We start from the raw sequence: 17830 nt of genomic DNA, 5'->3' as shown, positions 1-17830 counted from the left end.
TCGAGCGCCTCGACGATAAGTTTAAAGCCAACAAGAAGAAGAAAAAGAAGAAGAAAAAAACGATTCCGGAGGGTGGTGCAACGGTAGATGCTGCTAAACCTGCTCCTGTGGCGGTGGCAGAGCCTAAAACAGCTACTGACCAGGCACAGCACCGCAGGCAGAAACCTTTTCAGCAGAAAAACAGGAACCGGGGCGAAGGCGGCGGTGCTCCTAAGCAACAGGCACAACCAGTGCAAAAGCCTCAGGCTGCGCCAACTGGTGCTACCGGCGAGGCAGGTCAGCAGCCCCGCAAGCAGAAGCCACGCCGACCGTTTAACAAAGGCAAAAAACCGGACCAACCAAAACCAGGCACTAATGCATAAATTGGGTATCTGGGTAATAGCGATAATGGTATGTACCCTTATAAGCTGCGACCCGGCACGTGTATACGAACAGAATGTAGATTTGCCGGAAGGCAACTGGTACGTAGATAACAGTCAGCATTTTGAGTTTCAGATTCAGGATACAACGCAGCGTTACGACATTTACTTTAACGTACGCTACGCGCTATCTTACGAGTTCTATAACCTGTACCTGCAGCACCAGTTGGTGGGGCCCGATAGCACTCAACTGTCTTCTGCCTTGCATGAGCTTAAATTGCTCGACCCTAAAACCGGCAAACCGCTCGGCAAAGGCTCCAGCAATCTTTTCGATCTGCAGGCGCTGGCCGTAAAAGACGTAACCTTCCGGAAGGTAGGTACCTACAGGCTGAAACTGACACAGTATATGCGCCGCGACCCGTTGGCGAATATTATGGCAGTAGGTATTCGTGTAGCCACCAAAAATTAGGCTCTAACCAGTACCTGCAACCCTTGGCCCTTCCGAAGCAAAATAGCTTCGGAAGGGCTTTTTCATTAGCATAATTCCTTTTCAGACTGAAGCTTAAAATCATCATATCCAAAACAGATGCAGCGGCTCCAACAAACGCTTCTCAGTTGCAGTTTTTATATGCTTGCGCCTTAAATTACTAGATACACACTGCTACTCTAACCGCAGAAGTTATGGCTTGAGGTTACCAATTTAACAGCGGCAGGAAACGGCTACCTGTGCACCTCCAGCTTACTTTACAGGGTGACGTGCCCGCTGCAAAGCTACACCAAGCCCAACAGAGACTGTAGGGCATTTCGGGAGAGGACTATTACGCTTCCGTAATAGTAAGTTTGCAGCAGCACGTATCTCCTGTTTCAGGAAGTCATGGAAAGTTAATTTCAGGGAAATTATGAGGTTGGCTATATCAAACTATACTACCAAAAATCATTACAAAAACGTGGTTTACAATACAATAAAACCAGCAGCCACCACTTCTCCGACAACTGTTTAAACACGAAAAAATATTCTCAGTTAGGAGTTACATCATTAATGCAACATGCACGTACAAGGGGCATACTTGCTGGTAATTCAACAGGTAAAGTTACAGTTGCAACACTGGCTTTCAACCATAATAACAGTAAACATTGTAATGGCTTTTAGGCTTTGTTAAAAGTAAATAAGCCTGTACTGCAACTACTAAATAAAAATTAAACAGCTTGCCACCAGGCCAAACCCACTGCATATAAAACTGCACTAGTTTATGTTAACCCCTGATTCCTTATGAAACTGACGCTACTTATAGCAGGATCTGTACTTACTCTTTTCTCTTTCCTGCCACTCATCAGCACCCCACTATGGTGGATCCGGGTACTTGACTTTCCGAGGGTACACGTTGCCTTGTTACTAACTATTACTACGGTTGCTTATGTTGTTTGCTATGGCTTGGGCAACACCCGCGAAATAATACTTATTGCCCTCTGGGGTTTAGCAATTCTAAACGAAGCCAGGTATATTTTTCCGTTCACTCCCATAGCTCCTATCGAGGCTCTACAGACAGAACAAAAGCAGCCACGCAACAGCTTCAACATCATGATTGCCAATGTGCGTATGACGAACACAAAGTACCAGAAGTTTCTGGAACTGGTGCTCGAAACCGACCCCGACATGGTGGTTATTAATGAACCAAACGAAGCTTGGCACAACCACATGCGCCAGGAGCTAGAAGACAAATACAAATATTCCATCAAAAAACCGCTAGAGAATACTTATGGCATGATGCTCTACAGCAAGCTAAAGCTACACAACAGCGAAATCAGGTATTTGGTTGAAGACAGTATTCCTTCTTTTTACACGGTGGTAGAACTGGCGGGCGGAGCCAAATTCGATTTCTTCACAGTTCACCCTCAACCTCCGCGCTTACTCAAAAACACTGAAACACGAGAAGCCGAACTGCTTATTGTTGCCAAACAGGCAAAAGCAACCTCGTACCCATCTATTGTTGCCGGCGACCTGAACGATGTAGCCTGGTCAAACACAACCAGGTTGTTTAAAAACATAAGCGGCATGCTCGACCCACGGGTAGGGCGCGGGTTCTATAATACCTACAATGCCTTTATCCCGCTTTTCCGCTACCCCCTCGACCACGTTTTTTACGACCCAACTTTCCGCCTGCTAGATATTAAGCGTTTGAAAAAATTTGGGTCTGACCACTTTCCGATAATGATTACACTTAATTATGAGCCCCAGGACGAGGAGAAACAGGAACACCCGGTTGCTGCTCCTGAAGAACATGAAGAAGCCAATGAAATGATTCAGGAAGGACTGAAGAAGGGAGAAGAACTGAATGGCGAGCGTAAAGGAGAAGAAGTTAAATAAAAAAACCCGCTCTATACATAGAGCGGGTTAAAATAGGTGAATGTAGCCCTGCAGGGCACTATATATCTTTAACTGTAGAAATTAGATTTTCTCTACGTTAATTGCATTCAGTCCTTTTTTGCCTTCTTTCAACTCAAACGAAACACGATCATTCTCACGGATCTCGTGGATCAAACCTGTCTGGTGAACGAAGATGTCCTGGTTGTTTTCGTCTGATACGATGAATCCAAATCCTTTAGACACGTTGTAAAATTTAACTTTACCTGTTTTCATGATAATAAATTAATTAAATAATGATTCAAAGGTAAAAATAAGTTTTCAATATTGCAGTATATGATTTAAAATAAATAACTCCTATATTGCTGATTTTCACATTTTAAAATACAGCTCATCTTTAAGTAAATCAACTATTTATACAAGCCGCCATACTTAAAAAATAGCTAACATTTGTTCAGAAGCTATAAACAGCTTGCTTCCCCCCTCCTGCTGCTCTGCCCACGTGCTATCATTTTAAATTCCAGACTGTTTTGCTGCAGCTCCGGTAAAAACCCTGTTTTGTGTAGCTCGTATAGCAATACTGGTCTGTTGTCCTTAAAAAGTAACAAAAAAGTGCTGTTAAGGATTGTTGCTATTCGTACTAAGAAGTAAAACCGAACACTTATTTGGAGAAACATCTACTTTAAACACATACAATTCTTACAAACCAAAAACTGAGGAGATCAGCACTATGAAAGACAATGAAAAAAACCAAAATCTAAACCAAGGGTCCACTGATTCGGGAAGCGATTCAGGTCAGGGAAGTTCTTCTAAAACAGACTTAAATATATCAGGCAGCAGTTCCTCAGGAGGCAATCCGTCTTCTACTACGGGCGCTGGCTCTACTATAGGTTCCACAACAGGAGTTAGCTCTTCAGATGCCCTGTCATCAGGCTCATCATCTGCTGGTGGCTCTTCTGACAAAAGCAGTGGAAGCAACAAATCTGCTTCTTCAGGTGCCAAGTCATCATCGCCTAAGGCAAAATCAGGCACCTCAAAAGACGCTAAATCTTCTGACAATAAAAGCAGTAAATCCTCGTCTGGCTCTACTGCTGCAAAATCTTCAACAAGCGGTAGTTCTACTTCTGCCTCTTCTCAAAAAGGAAGTTCATCTACATCATCCGATTCGGACGATAACGCCAGAAGCAGCTATGGCTCTATGAGCAGCAGCGGCTCCGGCTCGCAAAACTACTCAGATGCTGACCAGGACAACAGAGACTCGCAATACAGAGGCTCTAACCAAGGCTACGGCGGCAACGGCGAACAGGGCCGAAGCGGTTATGGCAGCCAGGGTGGCTACGGCTACGGCTCACAGAACAGCAACTATGGTGGCCAGAGCGGCTATGGTTATCAAGGCGATTATGGTTCTTCGCAGCAAGGCGGCGGTATGCAGCGCGGTTATGGCGACAGCAGTGGCTATAGCAGCAGCGGAGACCAAGGTGGTTACGGCGGTGGCAGCTATGGTTCCTCCGAGTCTAGAGGCGGCTACGGTGGCAGTGGCAATTTCAGCAACAGCTCCAATAATAGCTTCGGCTCTTCTTCAAGAGGCGGCAGCGGCAGGCAAGACGACTTCGGCTCTGAAGGCGGCTTTAACTACGGCAACCAGGGCGGCATGGAAGGCAACCGCGTTAGATACCAGGACCAGGATTATGGTGCATCTAGAGGTGGCCTGCAAGGTGGCGACCAGGACAGAGAAGGCGATCGCCAGGGCGGCAACATATACGGTGGCGCCTCCGGTGCTTTTGGCACACAGGGCAACTCCAGCCAGGGCGGCTATGGCAGCTACGACAGTGGCCGAAGCGGGCAAGGCTATAACAGTGGCGGCCAGAGCGGCGGCGGCTACTCTGGCAGGTCGCACAGTGGTGGCGACTACGACCAGGGCAATTATGGCTCCCGCCGTGGCATGCAAAACGATGAGTACGGCTCCTCTTCTGGCAGCCGATATGGCTCTTCGGGTAACTTTGGCGCTGGCGCAACCGGCGATTATAGCCGCGGCACCCGCTACGGCGAAGGCGGCAGCAACAGCGGTGGCGGCTCCAGCTACGGACACTCTAGCTATGGTAGCTCCAGCGACCGGGGCTATGGCAACAACAACAGCAATTTCGATTCGTTAGGCGATTACAGCAGAAATTCCTCTTCTCGCGGTATGCGTGAGTACGACGACGATAACTACGGCTCATCAAGAGGCTACAACTCGCAGCGCAACATGCAAGGCGGCTACGGCAACCAGGGAGGCCAGGGCTCAAGAGGCGGCTCTTATAACGATGAGTACCGCTCATCTCGCTACGGCTCTCAGGGCAGCGATTACGGCCAGCCATCCTACGGTTCAGGTTCAAGATCTGGTGGCTATGGCTCAGGCAGTAGCGGAAACCAGGATCGTGGCGGGTATGATGACAGAGACAGCAGCCAAGGTGGCATGAGCGGCGGCTATGGCTACGGATCTTCCGGATCTGGCTACGGTTCGTCTGGCTATGGCTCTTCTGGTTATGGTTCCAGCTCAGGTTATGGTTCTGGCTCAGGCTATGGCGGCTCACGCAACAACTACGGTCAAAACGACTATAGCGAAGGTGGCTACAACCAAGGTGGCCGCGGAGGCGACCAAAGCCGCTACGGCTCCATGGATAGCCAAACATCGTACTACAGCGACAACAAAGATTCCTCTTCGCGCGAGAACTACCGCGGTAACCAGCGCAACCAGGATCGAAACAGCAACGACTCTGGCAACTACCAAAGCCGACGCAGCGACCGTTACAGAAATCCGGATACGGAGTAGCACCTCCTGAACAAAGCTGATTAGATAAAGAAAAGCCGCTCTCACAACTGAGAGCGGCTTTTTTATGTTCAGTTATTGGTGCTATGGCAACAGCAACCCTCACCCTATTTGTTAGCAAAACTGCTTCCGAAGGGTGTTTTCATTAGAAAAATTACTACACTGCTTTACTCAACCTGCCTTACTTCTCCTCCAATGTTACCAGCCACAGCTTTCCTTTCTCGTTTCCTATCAGCAACTGCTTATCCGACAGAAACAAGATGGCTTCGGCTTGCCCTGTGCGGCCCAGCGGAAGGCAGTGACGCACATTATCAAACCCGATTTGTTTGCTCTCGGGCAGCCGAAATAAATATAACCGGCCATACCCCAGCAAAGCAAAATGGCGCTTACTGGCTGCTATGTCGGCTGCCGTTATAGATGCTTGTAAACGGAGTTGCTGCTGCGGTTGTGCCACATAATCTCCTTTTTGGGCAGGTAACTGGTAGTGAGTAGTTGTTTTTCCGGAACTTACCGGCCAGCTTTTAGAAAAAAGGTGCAGCGAGTCGTGGTGGTAAAAAAAAGCCTCCATATCGAAACGGCGATTTTTACGGGCAGGAGGAAATTCTTGTTGATCGGCGTATCGGAAGCGAATTGTATCTACATTCAGCTCCGCGTTTGGTTGCACTTTGTATATACGCAGGTTTCGGCGGGAGTTCGTATTATTCCCGAAATCGCCAACATACAAATTCCCCAGGCTATCCTGCGCCAGTTCTTCCCAATCCTGGTTACGCACCGGCAACGGCAGGGTTTGCAACAACTCCCCCTGCAGGTTAAATAAGTAAAGGTTGTTGGGGCCGCCTGCATCGGAGTGGGTCCAGAAAGTGGAGTCGGAGGCGCGGGCAAAGCCGGAGCTTTCAGAAATACGGCTGTCGAGGCGGCCAACCCGCTGCACCTTTACCTTAAAATCCTTCCGTAGCCGCACAAAATCGCTGCTGGCTCTGTCGGGAAGGCAGCCACAGAAAAAACTTTGCAGATATACATAAATAGCAAAGAGTTTTACAATAATGGCTTCTTTCATGCCGGAATATACTTAAATAGCTTTTGTTGTGCTACTCAAATACATTGTCCTGCCAAAACGAACTCATAAAAAAGCACTTGCCAGATAAATTATTCAAACAAAAACAGCCTTCAAAAGGAAAAAACAGGAAATCGTGCCAAGGCTAAGAAGGTTCTGTAACCTACCGATAACGTGTACAACACAGAAACAGGTAAGTAACCCTTACATTAAAATCAGCGGAAAAAGCTTCTGAAGGCCATTTTCATTCGAATAATTCAGAAGGCAACAGGCTTTCAAAAGCGTTTACCGATACCTATGCCAAACGAAAAAGTATCGTAAGCATGCAAACGGGTATCGTAGAAAACAGTGGGAGCAATATCCCAATGAGAGCTTAGTTCTATTTCATACTCAATTCCGCCGCGCAGCACCATATGGGCTTCATGCTCCTCCAGTTCCACGCCTGGGCCAATCAGAAAAACAAGGTGACGGGAAGGTTTCCAGAGGCCATCCATGGTGAGTAAAACGGGCGAATTTCGCTCAAACAGGTGCTCGCCATCGCGGTGTACTTCCTGCGTTAAAATCTCCAGGTCGTTGTGCAAACCAATTCCCCATCTGTGGTTAAACCAGTACTCGGCATCGAAGCCCAGCGCCGGCACTGCCATATACTCTTTACCACTGCTCGTGTGTTTGCCAACATAGGCATGGTTGAGCACCACACTGCACCTGAAATGCTTTAAACTATGCTCATTTACTTCGTGAGGTGGGTTTGGCGTATGCTGCGCCTGCAGCTGTAACGAAAAGAGTAGCAAAACCAGAGCACCTAGAGCTCCCTTTAAGATCTTCATAAGATAAGAAATTTTGATGTTAACCCACGACAACAGCTGGCTCCTGCTCCTGCTCTTCTACAGCAGGCAACATGCACCAAAAAAACTCTGCATCGCTGCTTAACCAGGCGCTGATCTTTATAGCAACTCCAAAATTCCCCAACTACACCTGGCTTACACCTTGGCACCTACACCTGTAGGCTATGGCATAAACTCGATGTTACTTCGCACAGACGGCAGAATTATTTGCAGCAAGTTTACACGTTAATCTTTTGCCTCCCTTCATTAAAAATCATGTAGTAGCATGATCCTTATCATCGTTTTTAAGAAATTATATCTTCCTGATTTTCTGCCTGTTCGTTTACCACTCGCGCAGCCGCTCTACCACCGCCTGTGGCGCTGCCCAGTACTCGCGGCTATACACTTTCCGGTAGGGCCAGGCTCGTGCCTGCAGCAGCCGGGGTACATCGGCATGCGACTGCCGCACCGAAAGCTGGCTGTAGTACAGGTCGTCGTCGGTTAAAACCAGGCCCTTGTACTGTGCCTGTTGCACCACCGTCAGGTCGGCAAAGGGCAGGTTTCTTTGGAGTGACTGGCCCTCCTGTGCCGCCGCCTCTTGCTGCTGCAGCCTGTCTTTTAACAGCACGGTGTGGTGCGGCACCACATTCGGTTTCGGTTGGTACTCAAAATTTCCCTGGCTCACCTGCCTGGCGTAGCTGAGGTAGGCTTTCAGCAGTTTAGGCCCCGGGTGCAGGGCCTGCTCTACCTGCAGTTGCTCTGGCAACAGGCTACTAAGCAATATTATTTTATGCCGCGCCCTGGTTATGGCCACATTCAGCCGGTTTTCGCCACCGGCCTGGTTCAGGCTGCCAAACTGCATCGCCACCCGCCCCTGCGCATCGGGCGCGTAGCCCACCGAAAGTATGATCACATCCTTTTCATCGCCCTGAATGTTTTCGATGTTTTTGACCAGCACCGATGGCGGCACCACCACCTTTTTCTGAAAGGCTGCGTCTTCGAGCAGGTCCTGCACGAGCATCTGTTGAGCATAGTTAAAGGTTATTACCCCGATTTCAGCTTGCCCATTTTGTAGCAGGTCCAGCACCAGGTGTACCACCTCCTGCGCCTCCGGCAGGTTCGCATTATCCTGCCACACCCCCGGCACATGCCGGTACTCCAGGGCAGGCGCTGCACCCACCATATCGGCGAAGTGTGGCACCAACTCCAGCTTCTGCTTGTAAAAATGAAGGTTGGAGAACTCTATGAGTTCTGGGTAGCGGCTGCGGTAGTGCTGTGTGAGCATAGTCTGGGGCAGGTACAGGCCACAAAGCTGCAACAACGATTCGGCTGTTAGTTCCTCTGCCTCGGCCTCCTCTTCGGGGCTCCAGCGGGCACGGTAGAGGTCCGATGGCTTCAGCTGCTGCTCATCGCCGGCTACTACCACCTGCTGCCCCCGCCTGATGGCCGGAATACCGGTTTCAGCAAAGCACTGCGAGGCCTCATCGAAAATAACCAAATCGAAAAGCGGCTGTAGCGGCAGTACCGCCGATACCGTTTCGGGTGAGGCCAGCCAGCAGGGTGCCAGGTCCAGCATCTCCTCCCCGAACTGCTCAAACAGCTTCCGGATCGGGTACAGGCTGCGTTTCTTGTTCACCTGTGCCTGCAGCCGGCGGTAGGTAACGGCATTGCCAAGCCGGTTGTACTCCATGTGCCGGTAGGTCTGCTCGCGGAGTTTCGACAACACTATTTCCTGCGTCAGCCGTGCCTTTTCGCTCAGCTGGCGTTGCAGCTCCTCCTCCACCCACTGCAGTTCGCCATTGGAGGGCATGCGCAACTGCGGGTGCTCCAGCTCCAGCTCGTGCAGCCAGGCCAGGTAGAGGCTATTCAGAAACAGCTGCTCTCCTGCTGCCACAGAGGCAGGCTTTGCCGCCAGCAGTAACCGAAGCACCTCCCGCTCCGCCTCCGAAAAAGCAGCCCACAACGTGTCGTACGATACCAGCTGCTCAAAGTGCTGTTGCAGAGCCTGTAACAACTGCTGGACATATTCCGGCTGTGCTGCCAGCTTTTGCACCTGGGTTTCCGGCAGCCATTTGAGCCAGGTTTTATAGTGGCTGTTGGCTTTCCGGATATGCTGCGACAGCTCCTGCAGGTGCTCCGGCAGGCTTACCTGTTGCCACAGACTTTGGTGCAACACCTCTTCTTGCTGCAGCTCCTGCAGCAGGTTGTACACATCCAGCGCCTGCTCCAGTGCCTCCAGCTTTCGCAGCAGCGGCGTCGGGTTCTCGGCTATGTTGAGCGAGAGTGGCACCTGCTGGTTTAGCTGTTGCATCAGGTCTTCGGCCTGGCTACGTTGCTTTAGCCGTTCCTGCAGCTGCTCTACGTGTGCCTCATTAAGCTCCCAGTTGTACTGTGCCAGTGCCTGTTTCAGAGTTTTCTTTTCAGACGAAAAAACCCATGAGATACTTTTCAGCAGCTGTCCTTGCTGTGCCTCATACGTCTTTACAGCTGCCTGCACCGCCTCCAGCTCAGCAGCCGGAATGGTGGCATCAGGGGCCGGGCACACCAGGTACATGTCGCGGAGCTGCTGTGCCTGCCTTTTCAGCTCTGTTGTAGTTGTTTTACGTTGAAGGAGCGGTTGCAGCAAAGGAAGCAGCTGCTCCGGCTCCTGTAGCAGTTCGCGCAGTGCTGTAATGGTTGGCAGGGCCTGGTTGAACTTCGGAAGGTCGTTTAAGGCAAAGCTGTAGCCGCTGCTGTTCTGTATCTCCTGCTGTAGTTGCCCATAAATTTCTGAAAAAGTTCGTATCTGCTGCTCCAGTTCCTGCCGTTGCGGCCAGCCCCAACCCTGCAGGTTGTGCCGCTCTTTCAGCACAAAATCATCCTGCTCAAAAACCCGCGCCAGCTGCAGGTATTGTTTTAGGCGGGGCAAAAAATCGGGGATGATGGCCGCTGTGAAGTTCTTATAGTGCGGCCCCAACGAGAGGTGTGGCTCGGCCAGGTTGCTTTTCAGGTATAGTTCCTTGGCCGACCAGCCACAGCGGCTCACATCGAAGAGCGCAGTTTTAAATGCCTCCAGCTTTTGCAGGCTCTGGTTTATGCCCCGGCTAACCTCCAGAAAGGTGCGGTCGGTGTAGATGCTGTTAAGAGCGAGGTTCTGCTTTTTGTACTCCTCCAACTGCTCTATCTGCTGCGCCAGTTGGTTGTAGATGCTGCGCCTGTCGGTGTTGATGTCGTGAATGAGCACGGCAAAGTTCCCAATGCCTCCTACGCTCAGCCGCTGGTGCACCACATCGAGCGCGGCCCGCTTCTGGCTCACTACCAGCACCTTTTTTCCCCGCGCCGTAAAGTCCGACACCAGGTTACAGATCAGCTGCGACTTGCCTGTTCCGGGCGGCCCCTGCACCACCACCGAGTCGCCGCTTTTTACCCGTTGCAGCGCCGCCTCCTGCGAGGCATCCATCTCAAACATGGCAAAGGTATGCTGCGCCTGCGTGCTACCACTTTTAGTAGCCACTCCCGACACGAACAGGTCTTCCATCTCCTGCATTTGCTCCTGCTCCAGCAGCGCATCGTAATCGGCCAGCAGAAAAGAGGCTGCCTGCGGAAAAATGCCTAGCACCGCCTCCGGCTCCAGGTGCAGCTGCCCCGGCTTCAGCGTTTCCTCAAAATCTGCTTTTTTGTAGTCTCTGAAAGGAATGAGTTTATCGGCAAAAAAATCGCGGCCGGTGTATATTTTTAGCTGGTGCTCTTTCAGCAGTTCGTATATGGCGGTGCGGAACTCAAGTGGCTCCTGTGGCAGCGTGTCGAGGTCCAACTCGGTAAGTGGCTCTGCGACTGGCGTTCCCATGTAGTGCGCGTAAGCCAACAGGAAACTCTGGTTCAGCTGCGGCTGCTGTACTTCGTCAGGCTGAAGTTCCCAATCCTGCGCCGCGTTTATCTGCAGCCGCACCGGAAAAAACAGTAGCGGACATCTCACTACTGTGCCGTCCGGAAATTGCCCGTGTACAAAAGGCCAGCCCACATACAACTCTTTGCTGCCACGCTCCTCAAAAATCATTTCCGCTTTTCGCCTGATGTTGCGCAGCCTCCGGCTAACGGGTGCCACAGGGGCATAGCGGCTGTCGGCGTAAGGGCAAAGCGCCAGTTTCTTTTTCCCGATCAGCAGGCTCCTTATAATGCTAAAAGCCGGTTGGCTGCTCAAAAAATCGAGCTCCTGCACATCGAGGTGCTGCTCTTTGGAGAGGCGCAACAACACCAGCGCCCGGTTACTGGAGCTTAGGTTCAGGAGACGGCGACGGTAATTTTTGAGGATGTGTTGCATGTTGTAAAGTTCCGCTTGGCTAACGTAATAGTTTTAAAATGCGGCGTAAGCAAGATACGGATTAGAACCGATTAACAGAACAACAGACTCAGTGCCTGCTGTGCAAAACCGGGGGAGTTAATGTAGTTTTCAGGATTCTAAATTTTACTCAATTTCTCATCTGCTGCCCTTTAAAACAGAGCTGAATACCGATTATTTTATGAACAAATGAAATTTTCAGGATGAAAAGTGCTGGCTTAAATAGTTTTACTTGATTGAGAAAAACTATAAAACACTCAAAGAAGCATAAGATGATAGTGTTTTCACCTATTACCTCACCCTAAATAAGTGCAATTCCCCCTACTTTAGCCATTGTAAATAACGCTAAACTTTTGTTTAGCACCTTCCGTAGCGGCACCTATACTTGCACCTGTTATTCTTCCGGCTAAAACCAAAAAACGATGACAACAGGCTATGCCAATAAATCAACAGTAGAAGAAATTCGGGAGCGCTTCGACAAGGATGTGGAGCGCTTCGCGAACCTCGAAACCGGACAGCAATCTACCCTGGATGCGCCACTGACACTGGAGCTGATAACCTCGGCTGCACAGAGCGTGAACCCTGCTGCCACAACCCTGCTCGACCTGGGCTGCGGCGCTGGCAACTATACGCTAAAAATGCTCAGCAAAGTGCCAAACCTTAGCTGCACCCTGGTAGACCTGAGCCTGCCGATGCTACAGAAGGCACAGGAACGTGTGACGGCTGAAACTACCGGAAACATACAGATCGTCCAATCGGATATGCGGGAGCTTGCGTTGGAGCCGGAGCAATATGACATTGTTCTGGCAGGAGCCGTACTGCACCACCTCCGCGACGATGCTGACTGGGAACTGGTATTCAGTAAGCTCTACCAAGCACTGAAACCGGGCGGCAGCTTCTGGGTTTCGGACCTGGTGAGCCACGAGGTGCTGGAGGTTAACGGCATGTTCCGGGGCAAGTACGGAGATTATTTAGCGTCTGTAGGCGGCACGGCGTATCGAGAGCAGGTGCTGGCTTATATCGAAAAAGAAGACTCGCCCAGGCCGGTTAGCTACCAGTTGGAACTGATGAAGAAAGTAGGCTTTTCGCAGGTGGAGGTGCTGCACAAAAACCTCTGCTTTGCAGCCTTTGGAGGTGTGAAGTAATTTTGGTTGTTGCTTGATGTTTGTTGAAAAACGATCGGCAGATTTTTATGTAAGAACCAACAGCAACAACTCTCAGCTTCTGCAGATCAACATATCCTTCCAGACAACTTCTGCAGCTGCAGACGCTGCAGAAGTGCATTTCCACTTCATTCTAAAAATTACATTTCTTGAAAACCGGCATGCACAGAAGCCGCCAGATCAACAGCTATACCCCTGGAGTAAATTTTGCCAAAAGAGCTTTGGAAGGCTTATTTCATTTGAATAATTGATATTACGCCTTTGTCTGTTGACGCCAAGCAGAGGTAAACCCTTGGCAAAAATTTGTTGATTTGGCTTCTGGAAGGCATATTTATTTGAATAATTGCCTGTTGCCCCGAATAACAGTGTTACAATTTGAAAACCCGAGAAATTATTTCTAATTTTTAATTTCTAATTTTGAATTTTTGCGTAGCAGATCATGGCAAAATACGGCAAAACTTTCTGGGGCAAAGAATGGCTGAACGCGCTTAAGAATATAGATTATGGCAACCGCCTGCCGCGTGGCAGCAGCTATGCCACCAAAGGAGCCGTAAAATCCATCGACATTCAGAGTAACCAAATCGTGGCGCAGGTGCAGGGGTCGAGGCCGAGGCCATATAAAATCAATATTACCGTTCCGGCTTTTACAGATGGCCAGAAAGAGGACCTGACGGAGCTGCTGGCATCGAACCCGGCCTGGCTGGCTGGCCTGCTGAACCGCCAGTTGCCACCCGAGCTGCTGGAGCAGGTGAAGAACCAGTATATCGACATTTTTCCGAGGGAGTGGAGCGATTTCGAGATGAAGTGCTCCTGCCCCGACTGGGCCGTGCCCTGCAAGCACCTGGCGGCTGTGGTGTACATTATCGCCAACGAAATTGACCTGAACCCCATGCTGGTGCTGCAACTGCACGGCTACGATGCCGCTGCCGCCCTCAAAGACCGGCAGGTAGACATCAGCCAAAGCCTGACGGAGCCGGTAGAGAACCTGCACGACCACCTGTACCCTAATAAGCCGGAGCCGCTGGAAGTGCCGGAAGACGTGTTTCAGCAGTTCGACCTGTCGCGGATACCTCTTATTGGCGACAGCTTCCTGCGCCTTTTGCCTGTTGGCACCCCCTTTCATACCGGCGACTTTAAAGCCATTCTGCTTACACACCTGAAGTATGCCGAAAAAGCCGAAAAGAACCTCTCCAACACCTGGCGCAAAAAACCGGACTGGCACCTGGAAACCTGCCTGGAAGCTGCCGTACTCACAGATCAAACTTTTGAAATGCCCCGGCTGCAGCTCATGTATGAGAAAAACACCACCGAAATTCCGCTGTTCGATTGGGTAAACGAAGTCTTGCAAACAGATGCGGCCACCCTGGCTGCCTGGCCGCCCACCCTGCAGCTTCTGCACGCCTACCTCCGCCTGGCCCTGAAACTGCTCGCGCAAACGGCCCTTGTTCCGCGCCTCTACCGCTCCGGCAGCACCCATCTGTTACAGTGGGAGCCGCTGCTCCAAAATGAGCTGGTAAAGCAGGCGCTGCAGCCTTTTGGGCAGCACACACCACAGGGGCTGCTACAGGTACAGAATGGGAAGAGCATCAGCGTTTTTTCGCAGCAGGAAACAGCTTTGCGCCTTTGCAGCCTCTTTGTTACCAGCATCGTGCAAGAGGTGGTGCCGCAGAGCAGCCGCTTTAAGCCCGACGATTATTTTCAGCAGCTCTTTTTTGGCGAGCCGGAGCCGCTGCCGCACAACCTGCAGCCAGATAACGTGTTTCCGGCTTTGCAGCTGTGGCTCAAAATGCTCCACCTCTCGCAGCGCCAATGGGTGCCGGTGGTGCAGGCAGAGGAAGATTTCCCGGATTTCAGCTTGTCGGTGGCGGTACGCGATCGGGAAAGCGCTACGCTGCAGGCACCGGTGCCACTGCATAAGTTCAAGAAAGAGAAGCAGTACCAGCAGCATAAACTCACCGTAATCAAAGACCTGATGCTGTTGCAGGAGCACTTCCCCGATATTACCAAAGTGGTGAACAGCCCTGAGAAGAAAGAGCTGCATTACGATAGCGAGGAGTTTGCCGACGTAATGCTCCGTATGCTGCCCCTGCTACAGATGCTGGGAATGGAGGTGCTGCTGCCAAAGTCGTTGCGCCACCTTGTAAAGCCGCAGGCATCGTTGCGCATGTCCACTAGTTCCAAAGAGAAAGTGCGTAGCTGGCTCGACCTGCAGCACCTGCTCGACTATAACTGGCAGGTGGCCGTGGGCGAAAATAATTTTATTGACCCAAAGGAGTTTCTGAAGCTGGTAAAAGGTTCTAAAGGCATCGTTAAATTGCGCGACGGTTTTATTCACCTGACGCAGGAGGACCTGGAGAAGCTGATGAAGCAGCTACTGAGCCCGCCGGCCTTAACGAAGCAGGAGGTGATGCGGGTGCTGTTTGCCAACGAGTACCAGGGCGTACCGATTCAGCTGACAAAGGAACTGCAGCAGGTTCTGGATGAGCTGACTTCTGTAAAAGCCATTGCCCCTCCTGCCGAACTGCAGGCTAGTTTGCGCCCTTACCAGCAGCGCGGCTACGAGTGGCTCTACAAAAACAGCCGCGTCGGGTTTGGCAGTATTCTGGCCGATGATATGGGCCTTGGCAAAACCCTGCAGACGATTACGCTGCTGCTCAAGCTTAAAAAAGAAAATCAGCTCTACAAAGCCAAGGCGCTGGTGGTGGTGCCAACTACTTTGCTCAGCAACTGGAGCCATGAACTAACGCGGTTTGCCCCCGACTTATCGTACAGCATTTACCACGGGCCGAATCGGAAGCTCGAGGATTTTGATGGGGAGGATGTACTGCTCACTTCCTACGGCACCGTAAGATCGGATGCTGAAAAGCTAAACAAACAAAAGTGGCAGCTGCTGGTAATAGACGAGGCGCAGAACATCAAAAACCACGGAACGGCTCAAACCAAAGCCGTAAAAAGCATAAAAGCCAACCTGAAAGTGGCACTTAGCGGAACACCCGTAGAAAACAGGCTGAGCGAGTACTGGAGCATCTTCGATTTCACGAACAAAGGCTTCCTGGGCTCCGCCAAGTTCTTCACCGACTACTTCGCCAAACCGATCTCCCTCGAAAAAGACCATCAAAAGCTAGCAACTTTTAAGAAGCTGACGGAGCCGTTTATTCTGCGCCGCGTAAAATCAGATAAAACCATTATCTCCGATTTGCCCGACAAAGTAGAGAGTAACCGCTACTGCTCCCTCACCAAAGAGCAGGCGGCCGTGTACGAGAACATTGTGAACGAGGCAATGAAGCAGGTGGAGGATACTGAGGGAATTGCCCGCAAAGGATTGGTGCTAAAGATGATGACAGCGCTGAAGCAGGTATGCAACCACCCCTACCAGTACCTGAAAACCGGCAAACCCGTAGCCTCGCAATCGGGTAAGTTGCAGCTGCTGCTGGAGCTGCTACAGCCCATTCTCGATAACCAGGAAAAGACCCTGATTTTTACGCAGTACAAAGAGATGGGCGAGTTGCTGTCGACTTTTCTGCAAGAGGAACTGGGCACGCAGCCGCTGTTCCTGCACGGCTCCCTCTCGCGGGCGCAGCGCGACGAGATGGTGCATGCTTTCCAAAACATCCGTCACCACCGTATTTTTATTCTCTCGCTCAAAGCAGGTGGCACCGGCCTTAACCTGACGGCTGCGCAGAACGTGGTGCACTACGACCTGTGGTGGAACCCGGCCGTAGAGGCACAGGCAACAGACCGCGCCTACCGCATCGGGCAGCAGAAAAACGTAATGGTGTACCGCCTCCTGAGCCAGGGTACCCTCGAAGAAAAAATAGATGCCATGATCAGCTCCAAAAAAGAACTGGCCGATTTAACTGTAGGCTCCGGCGAGAAGTGGCTGGGCGAGCTGAACAACACAGAGCTACGGGATCTGGTGAAGTTATCGTCAACTGTTGAAAACTAAAGGACTATGAAAAATCCATTAGCACCACCTGTCAGTATTGCCTACTATACCAAGCAGTCGTACAAGTTACTCTTGGAACGCGCCGAGGACCGTGAGAACCTGGACGATAATTATAAGGACTGGTTAACGAAGGTTAAAGAGCTTCAGGCAGATTTCCGGCGGCAGGGAATTAAGGCAAATCTTTATGAGGTAGACATGGAGGAACTGCGGATGTGGTGCCTACATAAAAGCTTGCCCAATATCCAGTCCAGCCGCTCTCAGTTTGTTTCGGAAATGATGAACAGGAGACCGTCTTAACCTCCATCAGCACATTTTGCAGCTAGTGACTCACAGGTAAACCCTTGGATATTTTCAGCTCAAAAACCTTTGGAAGGCTGTTTTCATTTGAATAATTGAGCCCGATACACCAAACCTCGTACTACCAACAAAACAACCTGCACACGACATGAAAATCGGATTTATAGGACTTGGCATTATGGGAAGCCGGATGGCAGCACGTTTACAGCAGGCGGGGCACGAACTGGTGGTGTATAACCGCACACAGGCGCGGGCAGATGAACTGGTGGAAAAGGGAGCTACACGTGCCACCACACCAGAAGAGGTGGCGCAGAGGTGCCGGCTGGTGTTTACCATGCTCTCCACGCCAGAGGCGGTAGAGGAAGTAGCCGTTGGCAAAGATGGTTTTCTGAAAGCTTTGCCGGGCAACTCGCTGTGGGTAAACTGCAGCACCGTAAACCCCTCCTTCACCCTGAAAATGGCGCAGCATGCCAAAAAGATGGGACAACGTTTTTTAGATGCTCCTGTGTCTGGCTCGCTTGTTCCTGCCGAAAAAGGCGAACTGATTTTTCTGATAGGAGGCGATGCTGCTGATGTGGAGCAGGTGCGGGAACTGCTGAATCTGATGGGAAAAGAAGTGGTGCACGTTGGCGGCCACGGGCAAGGCTCCGGCATGAAAATGGTAAACAACATGATGCTGGCACAAGCTATGGCCTCTT

General features: G+C 50.9%; 12 protein-coding genes and 1 pseudogene. 8 read left to right on the top strand and 5 right to left on the bottom strand.

From position 1 onward, the window contains the following. From FVR03_RS24570 to FVR03_RS20960, 3 genes and pseudogenes are all read left to right on the top strand, one after another. Positions 1 to 362: pseudogene (locus FVR03_RS24570) on the top strand (hypothetical protein); the annotation flags it as partial. Then, positions 355 to 828 (top strand): gliding motility lipoprotein GldH, encoded by a 474-nt coding sequence (locus FVR03_RS20965; protein ID WP_147923733.1) that lies wholly within the window; start codon positions 355 to 357, stop codon positions 826 to 828. The pseudogene FVR03_RS24570 and the gene FVR03_RS20965, both read left to right, overlap by 8 nt. 801 nt (positions 829 to 1629) lie before the next feature. After that, complete coding sequence (locus tag FVR03_RS20960) at positions 1630 to 2724, top strand: endonuclease/exonuclease/phosphatase family protein (protein WP_147923732.1); 1095 nt, start codon at positions 1630 to 1632, stop codon at positions 2722 to 2724. An 81-nt stretch (positions 2725 to 2805) separates the two neighbouring features. Here FVR03_RS20960 and FVR03_RS20955 read toward each other — a convergent pair whose 3' ends face one another. Both FVR03_RS20955 and FVR03_RS24790 read right to left on the bottom strand, forming a co-directional pair. After that, positions 2806 to 2997 (bottom strand): cold-shock protein, encoded by a 192-nt coding sequence (locus FVR03_RS20955; RefSeq protein ID WP_147923731.1) that lies wholly within the window; start codon positions 2995 to 2997, stop codon positions 2806 to 2808. 519 nt (positions 2998 to 3516) lie between these two features. Further along, positions 3517 to 3780: a hypothetical protein gene (locus FVR03_RS24790; RefSeq protein WP_147923730.1), complete on the bottom strand. Its 264-nt coding sequence runs from the start codon at positions 3778 to 3780 to the stop codon at positions 3517 to 3519. Between the two features lie 139 nt (positions 3781 to 3919). Between FVR03_RS24790 and FVR03_RS20945 the strand changes: the two genes are divergently transcribed. Beyond that, the gene (locus FVR03_RS20945; RefSeq protein WP_147923729.1) at positions 3920 to 5533 is read left to right on the top strand and encodes a hypothetical protein; all 1614 of its coding nucleotides are present in this window, start codon (positions 3920 to 3922) and stop codon (positions 5531 to 5533) included. A gap of 178 nt (positions 5534 to 5711) precedes the next feature. Here FVR03_RS20945 and FVR03_RS20940 read toward each other — a convergent pair whose 3' ends face one another. From FVR03_RS20940 to FVR03_RS20930, 3 genes are all read right to left on the bottom strand, one after another. Continuing rightward, entirely contained in the window at positions 5712 to 6587 is an 876-nt protein-coding gene (locus FVR03_RS20940) for a hypothetical protein (RefSeq protein ID WP_255474335.1), read from the bottom strand. A 272-nt stretch (positions 6588 to 6859) separates the two neighbouring features. Next, the gene (locus tag FVR03_RS20935) at positions 6860 to 7411 is read right to left on the bottom strand and encodes a hypothetical protein (RefSeq protein WP_147923728.1); all 552 of its coding nucleotides are present in this window, start codon (positions 7409 to 7411) and stop codon (positions 6860 to 6862) included. A 340-nt stretch (positions 7412 to 7751) separates the two neighbouring features. Beyond that, the gene (locus tag FVR03_RS20930) at positions 7752 to 11708 is read right to left on the bottom strand and encodes an AAA domain-containing protein (RefSeq protein ID WP_147923727.1); all 3957 of its coding nucleotides are present in this window, start codon (positions 11706 to 11708) and stop codon (positions 7752 to 7754) included. Between the two features lie 440 nt (positions 11709 to 12148). Between FVR03_RS20930 and FVR03_RS20925 the strand changes: the two genes are divergently transcribed. The 4 genes from FVR03_RS20925 to FVR03_RS20910 form a co-directional block, all read left to right on the top strand. Continuing rightward, the gene (locus FVR03_RS20925; protein WP_147923726.1) at positions 12149 to 12871 is read left to right on the top strand and encodes a class I SAM-dependent methyltransferase; all 723 of its coding nucleotides are present in this window, start codon (positions 12149 to 12151) and stop codon (positions 12869 to 12871) included. Positions 12872 to 13328: 457 nt separating this feature from the next. After that, entirely contained in the window at positions 13329 to 16835 is a 3507-nt protein-coding gene (locus FVR03_RS20920; RefSeq protein WP_147923725.1) for a DEAD/DEAH box helicase, read from the top strand. A gap of 6 nt (positions 16836 to 16841) precedes the next feature. Next, positions 16842 to 17132, top strand: coding sequence for a hypothetical protein (locus tag FVR03_RS20915; protein ID WP_147923724.1), 291 nt, complete (start codon positions 16842 to 16844; stop codon positions 17130 to 17132). A gap of 148 nt (positions 17133 to 17280) precedes the next feature. Continuing rightward, positions 17281 to 17830, top strand: a 550-nt coding sequence (locus tag FVR03_RS20910; RefSeq protein ID WP_147923723.1) for an NAD(P)-dependent oxidoreductase, incomplete at its 3' end; no start/stop codon positions are given.

The sequence above is a fragment of the Pontibacter qinzhouensis genome, from assembly GCF_008017455.1.
GTDB lineage: Bacteria > Bacteroidota > Bacteroidia > Cytophagales > Hymenobacteraceae > Pontibacter > Pontibacter qinzhouensis.
Note: the sequence above shows the minus strand (reverse complement) of the source record. Positions and strands in the feature narration are given on the sequence as shown.

What these genes read in the sequence shown, in the direction of transcription:
- FVR03_RS20955 (WP_147923731.1), bottom strand. Translation starts at nt 2,997, where the DNA reads ATGAAAACAGGTAAAGTTAAATTTTACAACGTGTCTAAAGGATTTGGA.
- FVR03_RS20915 (WP_147923724.1), top strand. Translation starts at nt 16,842, where the DNA reads ATGAAAAATCCATTAGCACCACCTGTCAGTATTGCCTACTATACCAAG.
- FVR03_RS20925 (WP_147923726.1), top strand. Translation starts at nt 12,149, where the DNA reads ATGACAACAGGCTATGCCAATAAATCAACAGTAGAAGAAATTCGGGAG.
- FVR03_RS20945 (WP_147923729.1), top strand. Translation starts at nt 3,920, where the DNA reads ATGAGCAGCAGCGGCTCCGGCTCGCAAAACTACTCAGATGCTGACCAG.
- FVR03_RS20965 (WP_147923733.1), top strand. Translation starts at nt 355, where the DNA reads ATGCATAAATTGGGTATCTGGGTAATAGCGATAATGGTATGTACCCTT.
- FVR03_RS20935 (WP_147923728.1), bottom strand. Translation starts at nt 7,411, where the DNA reads ATGAAGATCTTAAAGGGAGCTCTAGGTGCTCTGGTTTTGCTACTCTTT.
- FVR03_RS20920 (WP_147923725.1), top strand. Translation starts at nt 13,329, where the DNA reads ATGGCAAAATACGGCAAAACTTTCTGGGGCAAAGAATGGCTGAACGCG.
- FVR03_RS20940 (WP_255474335.1), bottom strand. Translation starts at nt 6,587, where the DNA reads ATGAAAGAAGCCATTATTGTAAAACTCTTTGCTATTTATGTATATCTG.
- FVR03_RS20930 (WP_147923727.1), bottom strand. Translation starts at nt 11,708, where the DNA reads ATGCAACACATCCTCAAAAATTACCGTCGCCGTCTCCTGAACCTAAGC.
- FVR03_RS20960 (WP_147923732.1), top strand. Translation starts at nt 1,630, where the DNA reads ATGAAACTGACGCTACTTATAGCAGGATCTGTACTTACTCTTTTCTCT.